This is a genomic window from Burkholderia sp. BCC0097 (assembly GCF_902832985.1).
GTDB lineage: Bacteria > Pseudomonadota > Gammaproteobacteria > Burkholderiales > Burkholderiaceae > Burkholderia > Burkholderia orbicola.
Window position 1 is genome coordinate 647666 of record NZ_CADFDM010000003.1, and the last position, 14966, is coordinate 662631.

At 68.2% G+C, this 14966-nt stretch carries 15 protein-coding genes; 11 read left to right on the plus strand and 4 right to left on the minus strand.

Annotated features, from left to right (window positions below):
* Positions 1-11: 11 nt before the first annotated feature.
* A complete protein-coding gene (locus HWX07_RS12695; RefSeq protein WP_174389351.1) occupies positions 12-695 on the minus strand; it encodes a DedA family protein in 684 nt (227 codons plus the stop codon).
* A gap of 182 nt (positions 696-877) precedes the next feature.
* Here HWX07_RS12695 and mutL point away from each other — a divergent pair, with 182 nt between their 5' ends.
* Both mutL and miaA read left to right on the plus strand, forming a co-directional pair.
* Positions 878-2881, plus strand: a complete 2004-nt coding sequence (gene mutL, locus HWX07_RS12700) for a DNA mismatch repair endonuclease MutL (RefSeq protein ID WP_175876470.1) — start codon at positions 878-880, stop codon at positions 2879-2881.
* Complete coding sequence (gene miaA / locus HWX07_RS12705; protein ID WP_175876471.1) at positions 2878-3852, plus strand: tRNA (adenosine(37)-N6)-dimethylallyltransferase MiaA; 975 nt, start codon at positions 2878-2880, stop codon at positions 3850-3852. The genes mutL and miaA overlap by 4 nt, the downstream gene beginning before the upstream one ends.
* A gap of 4 nt (positions 3853-3856) precedes the next feature.
* Here the strand turns inward: miaA and tetR are convergent, their stop codons facing one another.
* A complete protein-coding gene (gene tetR / locus HWX07_RS12710; protein WP_175876472.1) occupies positions 3857-4489 on the minus strand; it encodes a tetracycline resistance transcriptional repressor TetR in 633 nt (210 codons plus the stop codon).
* A gap of 55 nt (positions 4490-4544) precedes the next feature.
* Here tetR and tet point away from each other — a divergent pair, with 55 nt between their 5' ends.
* Entirely contained in the window at positions 4545-5744 is a 1200-nt protein-coding gene (tet, locus tag HWX07_RS12715) for a Tet(A)/Tet(B)/Tet(C) family tetracycline efflux MFS transporter (RefSeq protein WP_175876473.1), read from the plus strand.
* A gap of 99 nt (positions 5745-5843) precedes the next feature.
* Here the strand turns inward: tet and purM are convergent, their stop codons facing one another.
* Complete coding sequence (gene purM / locus HWX07_RS12720) at positions 5844-6899, minus strand: phosphoribosylformylglycinamidine cyclo-ligase (RefSeq protein WP_069255850.1); 1056 nt, start codon at positions 6897-6899, stop codon at positions 5844-5846.
* A gap of 253 nt (positions 6900-7152) precedes the next feature.
* On the opposite strand from purM, the gene hda reads away from it, so the two are divergent.
* The 8 genes from hda (at position 7153) to HWX07_RS12760 (ending at position 13014) form a co-directional block, all read left to right on the plus strand.
* A complete protein-coding gene (gene hda / locus HWX07_RS12725) occupies positions 7153-7887 on the plus strand; it encodes a DnaA regulatory inactivator Hda (protein WP_012327945.1) in 735 nt (244 codons plus the stop codon).
* A gap of 11 nt (positions 7888-7898) precedes the next feature.
* Positions 7899-8576, plus strand: coding sequence for an HAD family hydrolase (locus HWX07_RS12730; RefSeq protein WP_175876474.1), 678 nt, complete (start codon positions 7899-7901; stop codon positions 8574-8576).
* A gap of 5 nt (positions 8577-8581) precedes the next feature.
* Positions 8582-10126, plus strand: coding sequence for a polynucleotide adenylyltransferase PcnB (pcnB, locus tag HWX07_RS12735; protein ID WP_175876475.1), 1545 nt, complete (start codon positions 8582-8584; stop codon positions 10124-10126).
* Positions 10127-10161: 35 nt separating this feature from the next.
* On the plus strand, positions 10162-10704 hold the full coding sequence (folK, locus tag HWX07_RS12740; protein ID WP_006476832.1) for a 2-amino-4-hydroxy-6-hydroxymethyldihydropteridine diphosphokinase: 543 nt from the start codon (positions 10162-10164) through the stop codon (positions 10702-10704).
* On the plus strand, positions 10701-11387 hold the full coding sequence (locus tag HWX07_RS12745; RefSeq protein WP_175876476.1) for a deoxynucleoside kinase: 687 nt from the start codon (positions 10701-10703) through the stop codon (positions 11385-11387). The genes folK and HWX07_RS12745 overlap by 4 nt, the downstream gene beginning before the upstream one ends.
* A gap of 43 nt (positions 11388-11430) precedes the next feature.
* Positions 11431-12246 carry a 3-methyl-2-oxobutanoate hydroxymethyltransferase gene (panB, locus tag HWX07_RS12750; protein WP_175876477.1) on the plus strand — a complete coding sequence of 272 codons (816 nt, stop codon included), beginning with the start codon at positions 11431-11433 and terminating at the stop codon, positions 12244-12246.
* Positions 12247-12427: 181 nt separating this feature from the next.
* Entirely contained in the window at positions 12428-12568 is a 141-nt protein-coding gene (locus HWX07_RS12755; RefSeq protein WP_244129974.1) for a BPSL0067 family protein, read from the plus strand.
* Positions 12565-13014: an STY0301 family protein gene (locus HWX07_RS12760; protein ID WP_175876478.1), complete on the plus strand. Its 450-nt coding sequence runs from the start codon at positions 12565-12567 to the stop codon at positions 13012-13014. Before HWX07_RS12755 ends, HWX07_RS12760 begins: the two co-directional genes overlap by 4 nt.
* Positions 13015-13021: 7 nt before the next feature.
* On the opposite strand, the gene HWX07_RS12765 is transcribed toward HWX07_RS12760, so the two are convergent.
* Positions 13022-14962, minus strand: a complete 1941-nt coding sequence (locus HWX07_RS12765) for a bifunctional anthranilate synthase component I family protein/class IV aminotransferase (RefSeq protein WP_175876479.1) — start codon at positions 14960-14962, stop codon at positions 13022-13024.
* Positions 14963-14966: the final 4 nt, after the last annotated feature.

Genomic DNA, 14966 nt, shown 5'->3' on the forward strand with positions numbered 1-14966 from the left:
AAGCCCCCCGCTCAGCGCCCGCCCGCCTTCGGCACATTGTCCGACTGCTTCCCGCGCACGAGCTTCCACACCGCACCCAGCGCGACCGGCACGATCGCCGCGCCGATCCCGACCAGCACGATGACATTCAGGTACTGGCGAATGAACGGAATGTTGCCGAAGAAATAGCCGAGCAGCACGAGCAGCAGCACCCACACCAGCGCGCCAATCACGTTGAACAACTGGAAGCGCGCGACGCTCATCGACGAAGCCCCCGCGACGAACGGCGCGAACGTGCGCACGACCGGGATGAAGCGCGCGAGCACGATCGTCTTGCCGCCGTGCTTGTCGTAGAACGAGTGGGTCTTCTGCAATGCGGCGCGATCGAGGAACCGCTCGAGCACCGGGATATGCGTATTGAACACCTTCGGGCCGACCCAGCGGCCGATCAGGTAGTTCACGGTGTTGCCGGAAATCGCCGCGACGAGCAGCAGCACGATCAGCAGGCCGACGTTCATTTCGCCCGTGGCCGCGAACGCGCCGCCGATGAACAGCAGCGAATCGCCGGGCAGGAACGGGAACACGACGAGCCCCGTCTCGCAGAACACGATCAGGAACAGGACGAGATAGACCCACGCGCCGTACTGCCGGATGAAATCGCCGAGGAAAGCGTCGATATGCAGGACAAGGTTGACGAAATGAAGCAGCGTATCCAAATGCGATTCCTCGAAGGCGATGGGGCCGGAACGGCCGAACAGGCCAGACATGGCCGAGGCGCCCGCCAGTCAAGGCGGCGCGTGCAACGGGGTGATGATACCGAAACTACCTTAAGGCTCCGTGAAAAAACGTAACGGCCGGCCGCGCCGGCACGCGTTCGCCGCCTCGCTATAATTCGGCCATGTCCGATATCACCGAAACGGCCCCGGGCGCCGCGCCCGCCCCCGCCGCGCGCCCGCTGCGCGCGATCCAGCCCCTGCCCGACCAGCTGATCAGCCAGATCGCCGCCGGCGAGGTCGTCGAACGCCCGGCGTCGGTCGTCAAGGAGCTGCTCGAGAACGCGATGGACGCAGGCGCGACGACGTTGCGCATCGTGCTGGAAGAAGGCGGCGTCAAGCGCATCTCGATCACCGACGACGGCTGCGGGATTCCGCCCGACGAACTGGCGCTCGCGCTGATGCGCCACGCGACCAGCAAGATCCGCTCGCTCGAGGAACTCGAGGCGGTCGCGACGCTGGGTTTTCGGGGTGAAGCGCTCGCGTCGATCGCGTCGGTGGCCGACATGTCGATCACGAGCCGGACGGCCGATGCCGCGCACGCGATGAAGATCGATGCGCAGACGGGCGTGCTGTCGCCCGCCGCCGGCTCGATCGGCACGACGATCGAGGTGCGCGAGCTGTACTTCAACACGCCCGCGCGGCGCAAGTTCCTGAAAAGCGAGCAGACCGAATTCGGCCACTGCCTGGAAATGATCCGTCGCGCGGCGCTCGCGCGGCCGGACGTCGCGATCTCGGTGCTGCACAACGGCAAGGCCGTCGAGCACTGGAATGCGACGGAGCCCGCGCAGCGCGTCGCGAAGATCCTCGGCGACAGCTTCGCGACCGCGCACCTGCCGCTCGACGAGCAGGCCGGCCCGCTCGCCGTCTACGGCTGCGCCGGCCTGCCGACCGCGAGCCGCGGGCGCGCCGACCAGCAGTATTTCTTCGTGAACGGCCGCTTCGTGCGAGACAAGCTGCTGACGCACGCGGTGCGCGCGGCCTACGAGGACGTGCTGCACGGCGACCGCTACCCGTCGTACGTGCTGTTCCTCGACCTGCCGCCCGAAGCCGTCGACGTGAACGTGCATCCGTCGAAGATCGAAGTGCGGTTCCGCGATTCGCGCTCGATCCACCAGTACGTGTTCCATGCGGTCCAGCGAGCGCTCGCGCGCCACGCGGGCGCGTCGCCGGAAACCACCGCGGGCGGCCATGCCGCGCATCTCGAGCCCGCGTCGCGCGGGCCGGCGTCGTTCCTCGACACACCGCTCGGTCAGGGCACGAGCCACACGACCGGCGGCACGAGCGGCAGCGGCTTCTCGTCGCCGTCGTCTTCATCGTCGGCGGGCAACACCTGGATGCGCCAGGCGCGGATGACGCAGGGCACGCTGCCCGTCGCGCAGCCGCTCGCGCTCTACGACGCACTGTTCGGCCGCAAGGACAGCGGCGCGGGCACGCCGGACGGCACGACGCGCATCGCGCGCGATGCGGCCGATACCGCCGACGCCCCGATCGCGCCGCTGCCGGGCTTCGCCGCGGCGCCGCTCGCCGCCGGCGCGCACGACGAGCAGCCGCTCGGCTTCGCGCTCGGCCAGATCCACGGCATCTACGTGCTCGCGCAGAATGCGTACGGACTCGTGATCGTCGACATGCACGCGGCCCACGAGCGAATCCTGTACGAGCAGTTCAAGAACGCGCTCGCCGACCGCACCGTCGCCGTGCAGTCGCTACTGCTGCCGATCTCGATGACGGCCACGCCGGTCGAGATCGGCACGGTCGAGGAAGAGCGCGACACGCTCGAATCGCTCGGCTTCGACCTCGCGGTGCTGTCGCCGACGACGCTCGCGATCCGCGCGGTGCCGGCGCTGCTGAAGGATGCCGACCTGCAGTCGCTCGCGCGCGCGGTGCTCGCCGACCTGCACGCGTTCGGCGGCTCGCGCGTGCTCACCGAGCGCCAGCACGAGCTGCTCGGCACGCTCGCGTGCCATCACGCGGTGCGCGCGAACCGGCGCCTGACGCTCGACGAGATGAACGCGCTGCTGCGCCAGATGGAGGCGACCGAGCGCGCGGACCAGTGCAATCACGGCCGGCCGACCTGGTATCAGCTCACGCTGAACGATCTCGACCGTCTCTTCATGCGCGGGCAATGAGCGCTTCCTCGCAGTCCCGCCCGACGACGATCGCCTGCCTGCTCGGCCCTACCGCTTCCGGCAAGACGGCCGCGGCGCTGGCGCTCGCCGCGCGCCGCCCGATCGAGATCGTCAGCGTCGATTCGGCGCTCGTCTACCGCGACATGGATATCGGCACCGCGAAACCGTCGCGCGACGAGCGCGCGAGCGTGCCGCATCACCTGATCGACATCATCGACCCGGCCGACACGTATTCGGCCGCGGAATTCCGTGCGGACACGCTCCGGCTGATCGGCGAGATTCTCGCGCGCGGCCGCACGCCGTTGCTCGCGGGCGGCACGATGCTGTACTACAAAGCGCTCACGCAAGGGCTCAACGACTTGCCGGGCGCCGACCCGGAAGTCCGCGCGGCACTCGACGCCGACGCCGCGCGCGACGGCTGGCCCGCGCTGCACGCGCGGCTCGCGCAAGTCGACCCCGACACGGCCGCGCGGCTCGCGCCGAACGATTCGCAGCGGATTCAGCGCGCGCTCGAAATCTTCATGCTGAGCGGGCAGCCGATGTCGGCGCTGCTCGCCGCGCCGCGCCGCACGGACGATGCGGCCGCCGCGTACCGCTTCGTGCCGGTCGCGCTCGAGCCGTCGGATCGCGCGGTGCTGCACGCGCGGATCGCGCAGCGCTTCGACGCGATGCTCGACGCGGGCTTCATCGACGAAGTCGAACGGCTGCGGCGCCGCGACGATCTCCATCCCGACCTGCCGTCGATGCGTTGCGTCGGCTACCGGCAGGCATGGGAATTCCTCGACGGCGATACCGACTACCGGACGATGCGCGACAAGGGCATCTTCGCGACACGCCAGCTGTGCAAGCGCCAGATCACGTGGCTGCGCGCGATGCCGGAACGGACCGTGATCGACTGCATCGCGCCGGATGCGACGGCCCGCGCGCTCGACGCGCTCGAACGCGTGCTCGACGGCCGCACGCCGAGCTGACGCGTCAGCCGGCCCGACGCGCCGCCAGACGCGCACGGGCGCCGTCGACGATCCACGTGATGCCGCGCTCGAACGCTTCGTCGCCGCTGCGCTCGCGCAGCGCGGCCCAGCCTTGCGCGAACAACGGGTACTCGGCCGCATCCGGCAGCAGCGCATCGGTGTCGCCGTCCGGCCGCGCCTGCTCTTCCAGCACCCATCCGACCACGAAGCGCCCGATCGCGACCATCACGTCGACCGCCTCGTCCGGCTTGAAACCCGCTTCACCGAGCAGCGCGACCTTGCGCTCGATCGAACTGAAATGCAGCGCGCGCGGTCGCGTGCCGGCGTGCAGGCGCGCGCCGTCGCGATAGGCGAGCAGCGCGTGGCGGAAACTGCGCGCATTCTCGGCGAGCCATGCATCCCATGCGTCGCCCGGCTCCGGCAGCGACTCACCGTGGCGCTCCAGCATGATCGCCTCGGCCATCGCGTCGAGCAACTCGGCCTTGTTCCTGAAATGCCAGTACAGCGTCGGCGACTGCACGCCGAGCCGCTCGGCGAGCCGCCGCGTGGACAGCCCGTCGATCCCCACTTCGTCCAGCAAGTCCAGCGCCGCGCGCAATACCGTGTCGCGCGTCAGTCGCGCGCCTGTGTCCTTCATCTCTATCACCGATAGGGAAACTGTGGAATACTGTCACTCTATCATCGATAGAGTGATGCTCTTGAACCCGTCCCTGATTGCCATCCTGACCACGGTCCTGCTCGACGCGATCGGCGTCGGGATCGTGATGCCGATCCTGCCCGGGCTGCTGCGCTCGCTCGCCGCCGCGGGCAGCACCGACACCCACTACGGCATCCTGCTCGCGCTGTACGCGTTCGCGCAGTTCCTGTGCGCGCCGCTGCTCGGCGCGCTGAGCGACCGTTTCGGCCGCCGCCCCGTACTGCTCGCGTCGCTCGCCGGCGCCGCGCTCGACTATCTGCTGATGGCGCTCGCGCCGACGCTCGCGTGGCTTTACGTCGGCCGGCTGATCGCGGGCATCACCGGTGCGAACGTCGCGGTCGCGACCGCGTACGTGACCGACGTGACGGCCGAGCCCGACCGCGCGCGGCGCTTCGGCCAGCTCGGTGCGATGATGGGCATCGGCTTCATCGCCGGCCCGTTGATCGGCGGGCTGCTCGGCGTGCTGCATCTGCGTGCGCCGTTCGTCGCGGCCGCGTTGCTCAACGCGCTGAATCTCCTGCTCGTGTGGCGCGTGCTGCCGGAATCGCGGCCGCGTTCGGCCCGCGAAGGCCGCGCGGCCGGCGCGCTCAACCCGTTCGCGAGCCTGCGCCGGCTGAGCGGCGCGCCCGCGCTCGCGCCGCTGGTCGGCATCTACGTGATCGTGGCGCTCGTGTCGCAGGCGCCCGCGACGCTGTGGATTCTCTACGGCCAGGAACATTTCGGCTGGTCGACGCCGGTCGCGGGGTTGTCGCTCGCCGGTTACGGCGCGTGCCACGCGCTCGCGCAGGCGTTCGCGATCGGGCCGCTGATCGCGCGGCTCGGCGAGCGGCGCGCGCTCGCGCTGGGCCTCGCGGGCGATGCGCTCGGGCTGGCGATCATCGCGTTCGCGACCGCCGCATGGGTGCCGTTCGCGTTGCTGCCGCTGTTCGCGGCCGGCGGCATGACGCTGCCTGCATTGCAGGCGATGCTCGCGCGGCAGGTCGACGATGCACGCCAGGGCGAACTGCAAGGCACGCTGGCGAGCGTGGCGAGCCTGATCGGCGTCGCGGGGCCGCTGGTCGTCACCGCGACCTACGCGGCGACGCGTGCGACCTGGCCGGGGCTCGTGTGGGCCGCGGCCGCCCTGCTGTACCTGCTCGTGCCGCCGTTGCTGGCCGGCGCGCGCCCGGCGAATGCGCCGCGAGCGTCCGCATAAGCGTCGGCGTGCGCCGTCGCGCTGAGCCCGCGACCGTCCGAAAAAAAACCGCCCGGATCGCTCCGGGCGGCTTTTCCTGCTGCATCTGCTTGCCGTGCGTCAAACCACGACCGTCTGCGCCTCGCCTTCGCGGGTCGCACGCACGGTGCCGATCTTCCACACCTGTTCGCCGGCGGCGGTCAGGTCGGCGATCGCCGCGTCGGCATCGGCCGCCGACACAATCACGGCCATGCCGATCCCGCAGTTGAACACGCGGTGCATTTCCGCGTCGGCGACGCCGCCGTGCTCCTGCAGCCACTTGAACAGCGGCGGCAGCGGCCATGCTTTCTGGTCGAGCTCGGCGGTGAGGCCTTCGCGCAGCACGCGCGGGATGTTCTCGACGAGGCCGCCGCCCGTGATGTGCGCCATGCCCTTCACCGACAGCTTCTGCATCAGCGCGAGCAGCGGCTTCACGTAGATGCGCGTGGGCGCCATCAGCGCGTCGGCCAACGAGCGGCCATGGAAATCGGCGGACAGATCCGGGTTCGCGCGCTCGATGATCTTGCGCACGAGCGAGAAGCCGTTCGAGTGGATGCCGCTCGATGCGAGGCCCAGCACCACGTCGCCTTCGGCGATCGTGCTGCCGTCGATGATCTTGCTCTTCTCGACCGCGCCGACCGCGAAACCGGCCAGATCGTATTCGCCGTCCGGGTACATGCCCGGCATTTCGGCCGTTTCACCGCCGATCAGCGCGCAGCCCGACAGTTCGCAGCCCTGCGCGATGCCCTTGACGACGGTTGCGGCCGTGTCGACGTCGAGCTTGCCACATGCGAAGTAGTCGAGGAAGAACAGCGGCTCGGCGCCCTGTACGAGGATGTCGTTCACGCTCATCGCGACGAGATCCTGGCCGACCGTGTCGTGTTTGTTCAGATGAAATGCCAGCTTGAGCTTGGTGCCCACGCCGTCGGTGCCCGACACGAGCACGGGCTCCTTGTACTTCTTCGGCACTTCGAACAGCGCGCCGAACCCGCCGATGCCGCCGAGCACGCCGTCGCGCAGGGTTTTCTTCGCAAAAGGCTTGATCTTGTCGATGAGCGCGTCGCCTGCGTCGATGTCGACACCTGCGTCGCGATAGGACAGACCCTGAGCGTCGGGAGCGGATTTCGGAGGATTCATGGGGGAATGCGAGAAGGTCGGTAAAATGCGATTTTACCCGAAGCCGGCCCGTTGGCCGGAATTCCCAGCACCGAATCGTCAGGGATTGCATCTTGGTCAACACGTCCCCGTTTTCATCGCCGGGCGAAGCGCACCGAAACCTGCGCCGCGCCGCCGTGCGTACGGTCGCGCGTGAAGCCAGCCGAGGCGCCTTCCCCCGCGCGTGCCCGGCGTACGGCACGCGTTTTCTCAACCGATCCGCATTGTGACTGCTGTGTCCCGTCAACTGACGCTCGATCTCGGCACGCCGCCGCCCGCCACGTTCGACAACTTCATCATGAGCGACGAGAACGACGAGCTCGTCACGCGCCTGCAGAAGCTCGATCTCGCGCTCGCGGCCGGCCCCGTGCCGGACCGGTCGTTCTACATCTGGGGCGAGCCGGGCAGCGGCCGCACCCACCTGCTGCAGGCGCTCGTGAGCGACGCGTCGTACGGCTATGCGCGCTACCTGACGCCGCAGAGCCCGCTCGGCGCGTTCACGTTCGACCCGCGCATCGGCATCTACGCGATCGACGACTGCGACCGGATGAGCGACACGCAGCAGGTCGCGCTGTTCAACCTGTTCAACGAAGTCCGCGCGCACCCGTCGAGCGCGTTCGTCGCGGCGGGCCCGGCGGCGCCGCTCGCGCTCGACGTGCGCGAGGATCTGCGCACGCGCCTCGGCTGGGGGCTCGTGTTCCACCTGTCGCCGCCGTCCGACGCCGGCAAGATCGCGGTGCTCAAGCTCGCGGCGAAGGAGCGCGGGATCGCGCTCACCGACGACATCGCCGCGTACCTGCTGACGCATTTCCGCCGCGACATGCCGAGCCTCATGGCCCTGCTCGACGCGCTCGACCGCTTCTCGCTCGAGCAGAAACGCGCGGTCACGCTGCCGCTGCTGCGCCGGATGCTCGCGCGTCCCGGCGACGACATCACACCACCGGGCACGGGCCCGAACCGCTTCGAGTAAAATGCGCTTCCATGACTAATCTGGCACTCTTTGACCTCGATCACACGCTGATCCCGACCGATAGCGACCACGAATGGGGTCGCTTCATGGTGAAGCTCGGCATCGTCGACGCGGAAAGCTTCTCGCGTCAGAACGACCAGTTCTTCGCCGACTACAAGGCCGGCCAGCTCGACATCCACGCGTATCTCACGGCGATGCTCACGCCGCTCGCGAAGTATTCGCGCGCGCAGCTCGCCGAATGGCACGAGCAGTACATGCACGAGGTGATCCGGCCGGCGATGACGCCCGCCGCGCTCGAACTCGTGCGCCAGCACCTCGATGCGGGCGATCTGTGCTGCGTCGTGACGGCGACCAACGAATTCATCACGCGCCCGATCGCGACCGCGTTCGGCGTCGACACGCTGATCGCGTGCGAGGTCGAAACGACCGACGGGCATCCCGATTCGCCGTACACGGGCCGGCCGACCGGCACGCCGAGCTACCGCGAAGGCAAGATCGTGCGCACCGAAGCCTGGCTCGCATCGCTCGGCAAGCATTGGGACGACTTCGAACACAGCTATTTCTACAGCGACTCGCACAACGACATCCCGCTGCTCGAGAAAGTCACCGACCCGATCGCGACCAACCCTGACGACACGCTGCGCGCGCATGCAAGCAACCGCGGCTGGCGTATCCTCGATCTCTTCTGAACGTCGTGATCAAAAAATTCATTCGCAAGCTCCTCGGCCAGGACGAAACCGAGCAAACGCCCCCCGCAGCGGCCCCGGCCGACGAAGCGGCCCCTGCTGCCCCGCGCGCCCCGAAGGGCGCCCGCGGCGGCGGCGCAAAGAAACCGCGCAGCAACCATGAACCGACCGTCGTGCCGGCCAGCGTGCACGGCATCAACCCGGCGCTGATCTCGAAGAACGCAGTGCGCGTGACCGACACGCTGCAGCAGGCGGGTTTCCGCGCGTTCATCGTCGGCGGCGCCGTGCGCGACCTGCTGCTCGGCATCGCGCCGAAGGATTTCGACGTCGCGACCGACGCGACGCCGACCGAGGTGCAGCGCCTGTTCCGCCGCGCGCGCCTGATCGGCCGCCGCTTCCAGATCGTCCACGTGCAGTTCGGCCAGGAGCTGATCGAGGTGTCGACGTTCCGCGCGCTGGTCGACGCACCGCCCGAGGCGGCCGCGCCCGCGGCCGAGCCGCCGAAGCGCCTGAAGCGCGACGAACTCGATCGCCGCACGCATGCGGTCGACGCGAGCGGCCGCGTGCTGCGCGATAACGTGTGGGGCGAGCAGCACGAGGACGCCGCGCGCCGCGACTTCACGATCAACGCGATGTACTACGACCCGTCGACGCAGACGGTGCTCGACTACCACGACGGGATGGCCGACGTACGCGCCCGCCTGTTGCGGATGATCGGCGATCCGGCCACGCGCTTCCGCGAGGATCCGGTGCGGATGCTGCGCGTCGTGCGCTTCGCGGCGAAGCTCGGCTTCGAGATCGAACCGCATACGCGCGAGCCGATCCACGCGCTCGCCGACCTGATCAACAACGTGCCGGCCGCGCGCCTGTTCGACGAAATGCTGAAGCTGCTGCTGTCGGGCCACGCGCTCGCGTGCCTGCAGCGGCTGCGCAAGGAAGGGCTGCACCACGGGCTGCTGCCGCTGCTCGACGTCGTGCTCGAACAACCGCAGGGCGAGAAGTTCATCACGCTCGCGCTGAACAACACCGACGCGCGCGTGCGCGCCGGCAAGCCGGTGTCGCCGGGCTTCCTGTTCGCGACGCTGCTGTGGCACGACATGCGCCAGCGCTTCGAGCAATACACGGCCGCGGGCGAAATCCCGGTGCCGGCGCTCCATCGCGCGATGGACGACGTGCTCGACATGCAGACCGAGAAACTCGCGATCCACAAGCGCTACTCGGCCGACATGCGCGAGATCTGGGGCCTGCAGCTGCGCCTGGAGAAACGCTCGGGCCGCAGCGCGATGCGGCTGCTGGAACACCAAAGGTTTAGAGCGGGGTATGATTTCCTCCTGTTACGCTGCGAATCCGGCGAGCTCGATACGGAAGTCGGACAGTGGTGGACGGATTTCATCGAAGGCGACGCGGCCGCTCGCGAGGCCTTGCTCACGCAGGGCGGCTCGAAGGAAAAATCGCCCCGCAAGCGGCGCCGCCGCGGCGGTGCGCGAAACCGCCAGCAGGGCGAAGGTGCCGCCGAGCAGGCGCCGGACACCGCGAGCGGTTCCGACGACTGACGCGCGCGCCGGCGAACGACGTAGGAAGTGATGCCATGACGGTTGCATATATCGGACTGGGGGCGAATCTCGGCGATGCGCGCCAGACCCTGAAGGACGCGGTGGTGTGCCTCGCGCAGCAGCGCACCATCTCGATCCTCGGCAAGTCGAGCCTGTATCGCACGGCGCCTTTCGAAGCGGGCGGCGACGACTACTACAACTGCGTCGTCAAGCTCGACACGACGCTGTCGGCCCGCGAGTTGCTCGCGCTCTGCCAGAAGATCGAACATCACTTCGGTCGCGAGCGCCCGTATCGCAATGCGCCGCGCACGCTCGACCTCGACATCCTGCTGTTCGGCGCCGATTCGATCGACGAACCCGACCTGATCGTCCCGCACCCGCGCCTCACCGACCGTGCATTCGCGCTCGTGCCGCTCGTCGAGATCGAGCCGGCGCTCGACATCCCCGCGCGCGGCCGTGCCGACGCCTTTCTCGCTGCCGTCGCGGATCAGCGCGTCGAAAAGGTGCAAACCTGCCAGTGCCTGATGCAGAAGGCGCTCGCTGCCGGCGAAGACGCCGACAAGACCCGCTGCCGATGAACTCGACTCCGCTGACCGTCACCGCGCCCGACCTGCGCGCCCCGCACCGCTATCTCGTGATCGAAGGGCCAATCGGCGTCGGCAAGACGTCGCTCGCGCGCCTGCTTGGCGAGCGCTGGTCGATGCAGACGCTGCTCGAGCGCCCGCAGGACAATCCATTCCTCGAACGCTTCTACCGCGACACCGCGCGCTACGCACTGCCGGTCCAGCTGTCGTTCGCGCTGCAGCGCGCGCAGCAGGCGCGCGAGCTGATCGGCGCGCTCGACACCGGCCGCCCCGTCATCGCCGATTTCATGCCGCAGAAGAACGACATCTTCGCAAGGCTGAACCTGCCGGAAGACGAGTGGCAGCTGTATCGCTCGATCGCCACGCACGTCGACGTGCCGCAGGCGCCGTCGCCCGATCTCGTCGTCTATCTGCAGGCCAGCCCCGAAGTGCTGTTCTCGCGCATCCAGAAGCGCGGGCTGCCGATGGAACTGCAGATCAGCGACGCGTACCTGCGCTCGCTCGTCGACGCGTACAACGAATTCTTCTACCACTACGACCGCACGCCGGTGCTGACGGTCGCAGCCGAACACCTGAACCCGCTGGATTCCCCCGAAGATCTCGCCCTGCTGGTCGAGCGCATCGAGACGATGCGCGGCCGCAAGGAATTCTTCGTCAAGGGCGAGACGACGCGCTGACGCGTCCCGCCTGTCGTTCTACCCCCATCGACCCGGATTTCCCATGACCTATCTCCAGGAATCGAGCCGGCCTGCCGTGACGGTACCCAAGCTGCAGGCAATGCGCGACGCCGGCGAGAAGATCGCGATGCTCACCTGCTACGACGCGAGCTTTTCCGCGCTGCTCGATCGCGCCGGCACCGACGTGCTGCTGATCGGCGATTCGCTCGGCAACGTGCTGCAGGGCCACACGACCACGCTGCCCGTGTCGCTCGACGACATCGCGTACCACACCGCCTGTGTCGCACGGGTGCAGCCGCGCGCGCTCGTCGTCGCCGATCTGCCGTTCGGCACGTACGGGACGCCGGCCGACGCGTTCGCGAACTCGGTCAAGCTGATGCGCGCGGGCGCGCAGATGGTCAAGCTCGAAGGCGGCGAATGGCTCGCCGATACGATCCGATTCCTCGTCGAACGCTCGGTGCCCGTGTGCGCGCACCTCGGCCTCACGCCGCAGTCGGTGCATGCGTTCGGCGGCTTCAAGGTGCAGGGCAAGACCGAAGCGGGCGCTGCGCAACTGCTGCGCGACGCGCGCGCGATCGAGGATGCCGGTGCGCAGCTCGTCGTGCTCGAAGCCGTGCCGACGCTCGTCGCGGCCGAAGTCACGCACATGCTGAAGATTCCGACGATAGGCATCGGCGCAGGCGTCGACTGCTCGGGGCAAGTGCTCGTATTGCACGACATGCTCGGCGTGTTCCCCGGCAAGCGGCCGCGTTTCGTGAAGGATTTCATGCAGGGGCAGCCGAACATTCAGGCGGCCGTCGAAGCCTACGTGAGCGCGGTGAAGGATCGGTCGTTTCCCGGCCCCGAACACTCGTTCTGATTTGTGGCCGGCGGCGTCGTGGCGCGCTGCCGGCGTTCGCTGCAGCATGCTCGCCGAGCTGACCGGCAATGCGGTAGGCCGTTTCTCATACTGCATTACCGGACAACGCGTACTTTCTAACTCGTCCTATTTCTACTCGCCTTCGTCTCGGTAACCATCAGCGTTCTATCTGGGTCAGGATGTGCGCGGCATCCACGTCGTTGAACAATGGCGCTCGCTCAAGGCCATTCAGAGAAGATGCATACCGTTCAAAGGCAAGGACAAGAATGGCCGCTACATCGATCCGAGCAATAACGCCGATGCATTTTCGGTCGTGAAATGATGATGCGCTTCCGTCAAACACCGCATCGACTGCTCGCCATCGCCGCGCTCGCGTTCAGTGCGCTCGCCGCATTACCCGCGTCCGCTGCAATAGCCGATTGCCCCGCACGCGTTGCGGTTACCCAGCAGCTCGAAGGTCGGCCTCCCGATGGATGGAAAAACTTCGACACGCAAAGCACCTATCCGCTTGCCAGCGTCACCTTCTGGTCAGGGCCGCCGGACCGGATGATGTCGTTGCGGCCGACCCGTTCGCGCGCCGAGTCCAAAAGCGACATTTACGTCTGGTCGCTCGCCGACAACCGTGAAGACTACTGGGTCTCGTGTGACTACGGCAACACGAGCGTCGTGATTGCACGGCCGCTGGGCAAACAGGCGCAGACTTGCGTGGCGCGCTACCGACGTGGACACGCCATCGTACAAAGCTGGCAATGTACGCCGCGGAAATAATCCGCATTCAGGCCGGTGCGCGGCCGTGAAGCAACCGCGCTGCCATCGGCCCGCGCAATGCATTGCAAATCATCAACTCCTCCGCGTTCAGCACATCGTCGAGCGTCAGCACACGCTCCACCGCCCCAAATGCCGGATCATCGAGCAGCACGCCGCGCATCACGCCCGGCAGCACGCCGGAGGCCAACGGCGGCGTCACCCACTGACCGTCGAGCTTCACGAACAGGTTCGAGCGCCCGCCTTCCGTCACCTCGCCGCGCTCGTTGACGAACAGCATGTCAAACGCGCCGAGCGCCTCCGCCGCCTGCCACGCGCGGTCGTATTCGGCGCGGCGCGTGGTCTTGTGCAGCAGCAGTGCATCGCTCGCGCGGGTCGGCGCGAAGCCGTGCTCGCAGGCCAGCAGCGCGCCGACCGGCCCTGCCGGCAGCGGCTTGAGCGGCGCCGCCGTGATGTCGAACGTGCCGTCCTTCGCCAGCGCGAGCTTCATCCGGTACGCGCCGTCGCCGTCGAGCGCCGCGCAGCGTGCATCGATCTCGCGACGCAATGCGTCGGCGTCGAAGCGAAAGCCGAATGCATCGGCGCTGCGTTGCAGTCGCGCGAGATGGCGATCGAGATGGCGGATGCCGTCCACCCGCGTGGCGGCCGTCGTTTCGAACAACTGGAAGCCGGGGTCGGCATCCGTCAGGAATCGCGCTTTCAATTCGCACTCCGCATATTCGTCGGCCGCGACGCTGTCGAGCACGATACCCGCGCCGACGCCCATCGTGCCGCGCCGCCGCCCGACGGTGGCAGTGCCCGTGCCGTCCGCGCCGGCCGTGTCGTTGCCGTCGCCCTCGACCGCATCGAGCGTCAGCGTCCGGATCGCGACCGACAGGCAGAAATCGCCGCAACCGGTCGCGGCGCCGGACGCCGCAGCGCCTGCGGGCAGAGCCTCATCCTTCGGCGCATCGAGCCAGCCGATCGCACCCGTATAGAGCCCGCGCGGCGTCGACTCGATCGCGTCGATCAATTCCATCGTCTTGTACTTCGGCGCACCGGTGATCGATCCGCACGGAAACAGCGCGCGCAGCATCTGCGCGAACGTCGTGCCGTCGCACCAGCCGGCTTCGACCGTCGACGTCATCTGCCACACCGACGCATACGGCTCGACGGAGAAGAGCGCCGACACCTTGACGGTGCCCGTGCGCGCGATCCGCGACACGTCGTTGCGCAGCAGGTCGACGATCATCACGTTTTCCGCGCGATTCTTCGGATCGCTCGCGAGGAACGCGGCGGCCGCCGCGTCTTCACCCGGGTCGGCCGAACGCGGCGCGGTGCCCTTCATCGGCCGCGCGCGCAGCACGTCGCCCTGTTTCTCGACGAACAGCTCGGGCGAGCACGATACGACCCACGCGCCGCCGGGCAGCGCGATCAGCGCGCCGTACCGCACGGGCTGGCGCGCGCGCAGCCGCCGGTACAGCGCGAGCGGCGTGCCGAACACGTCGAAATTCAGCCGGTACGTGTAATTGACCTGATACGAATCGCCCGCCCGCAGCGCGTCGTGCACCGCGCCGATCGCCGCGTCGAACGCCTCGCGCGACACGCTCTTCGCGACATGCGCGACACCCGCGATCGTCGGCGTGCCGCCGCCGTCCTGCTGCGCGAGCCACGCGTCAACTTCGTCGCGCGACAGGCGCTCGCAGCGCGCATACAGCAAAAAGCGCAGCGGGGCATAGCCCGGCTGCGCTCTTTCCAGATTGCATCCGAATTCGTAATCGCCGACGACGACCGCATGCAGCCCGTCGCGCAGATCCTGCGCGAGCGCCGCATCGATGGCGTCGAGCTGCGCCGGGTCCGTGCACACGCGTTCGCGCACGAAGCCCGAATACAAACGACTCGACCGCGCGGACGCGGTCGAGTCGCAATCGTCCAAGAGCGCGAACGACGCGCTCTCGTTGCCTTCAGTCATGCCG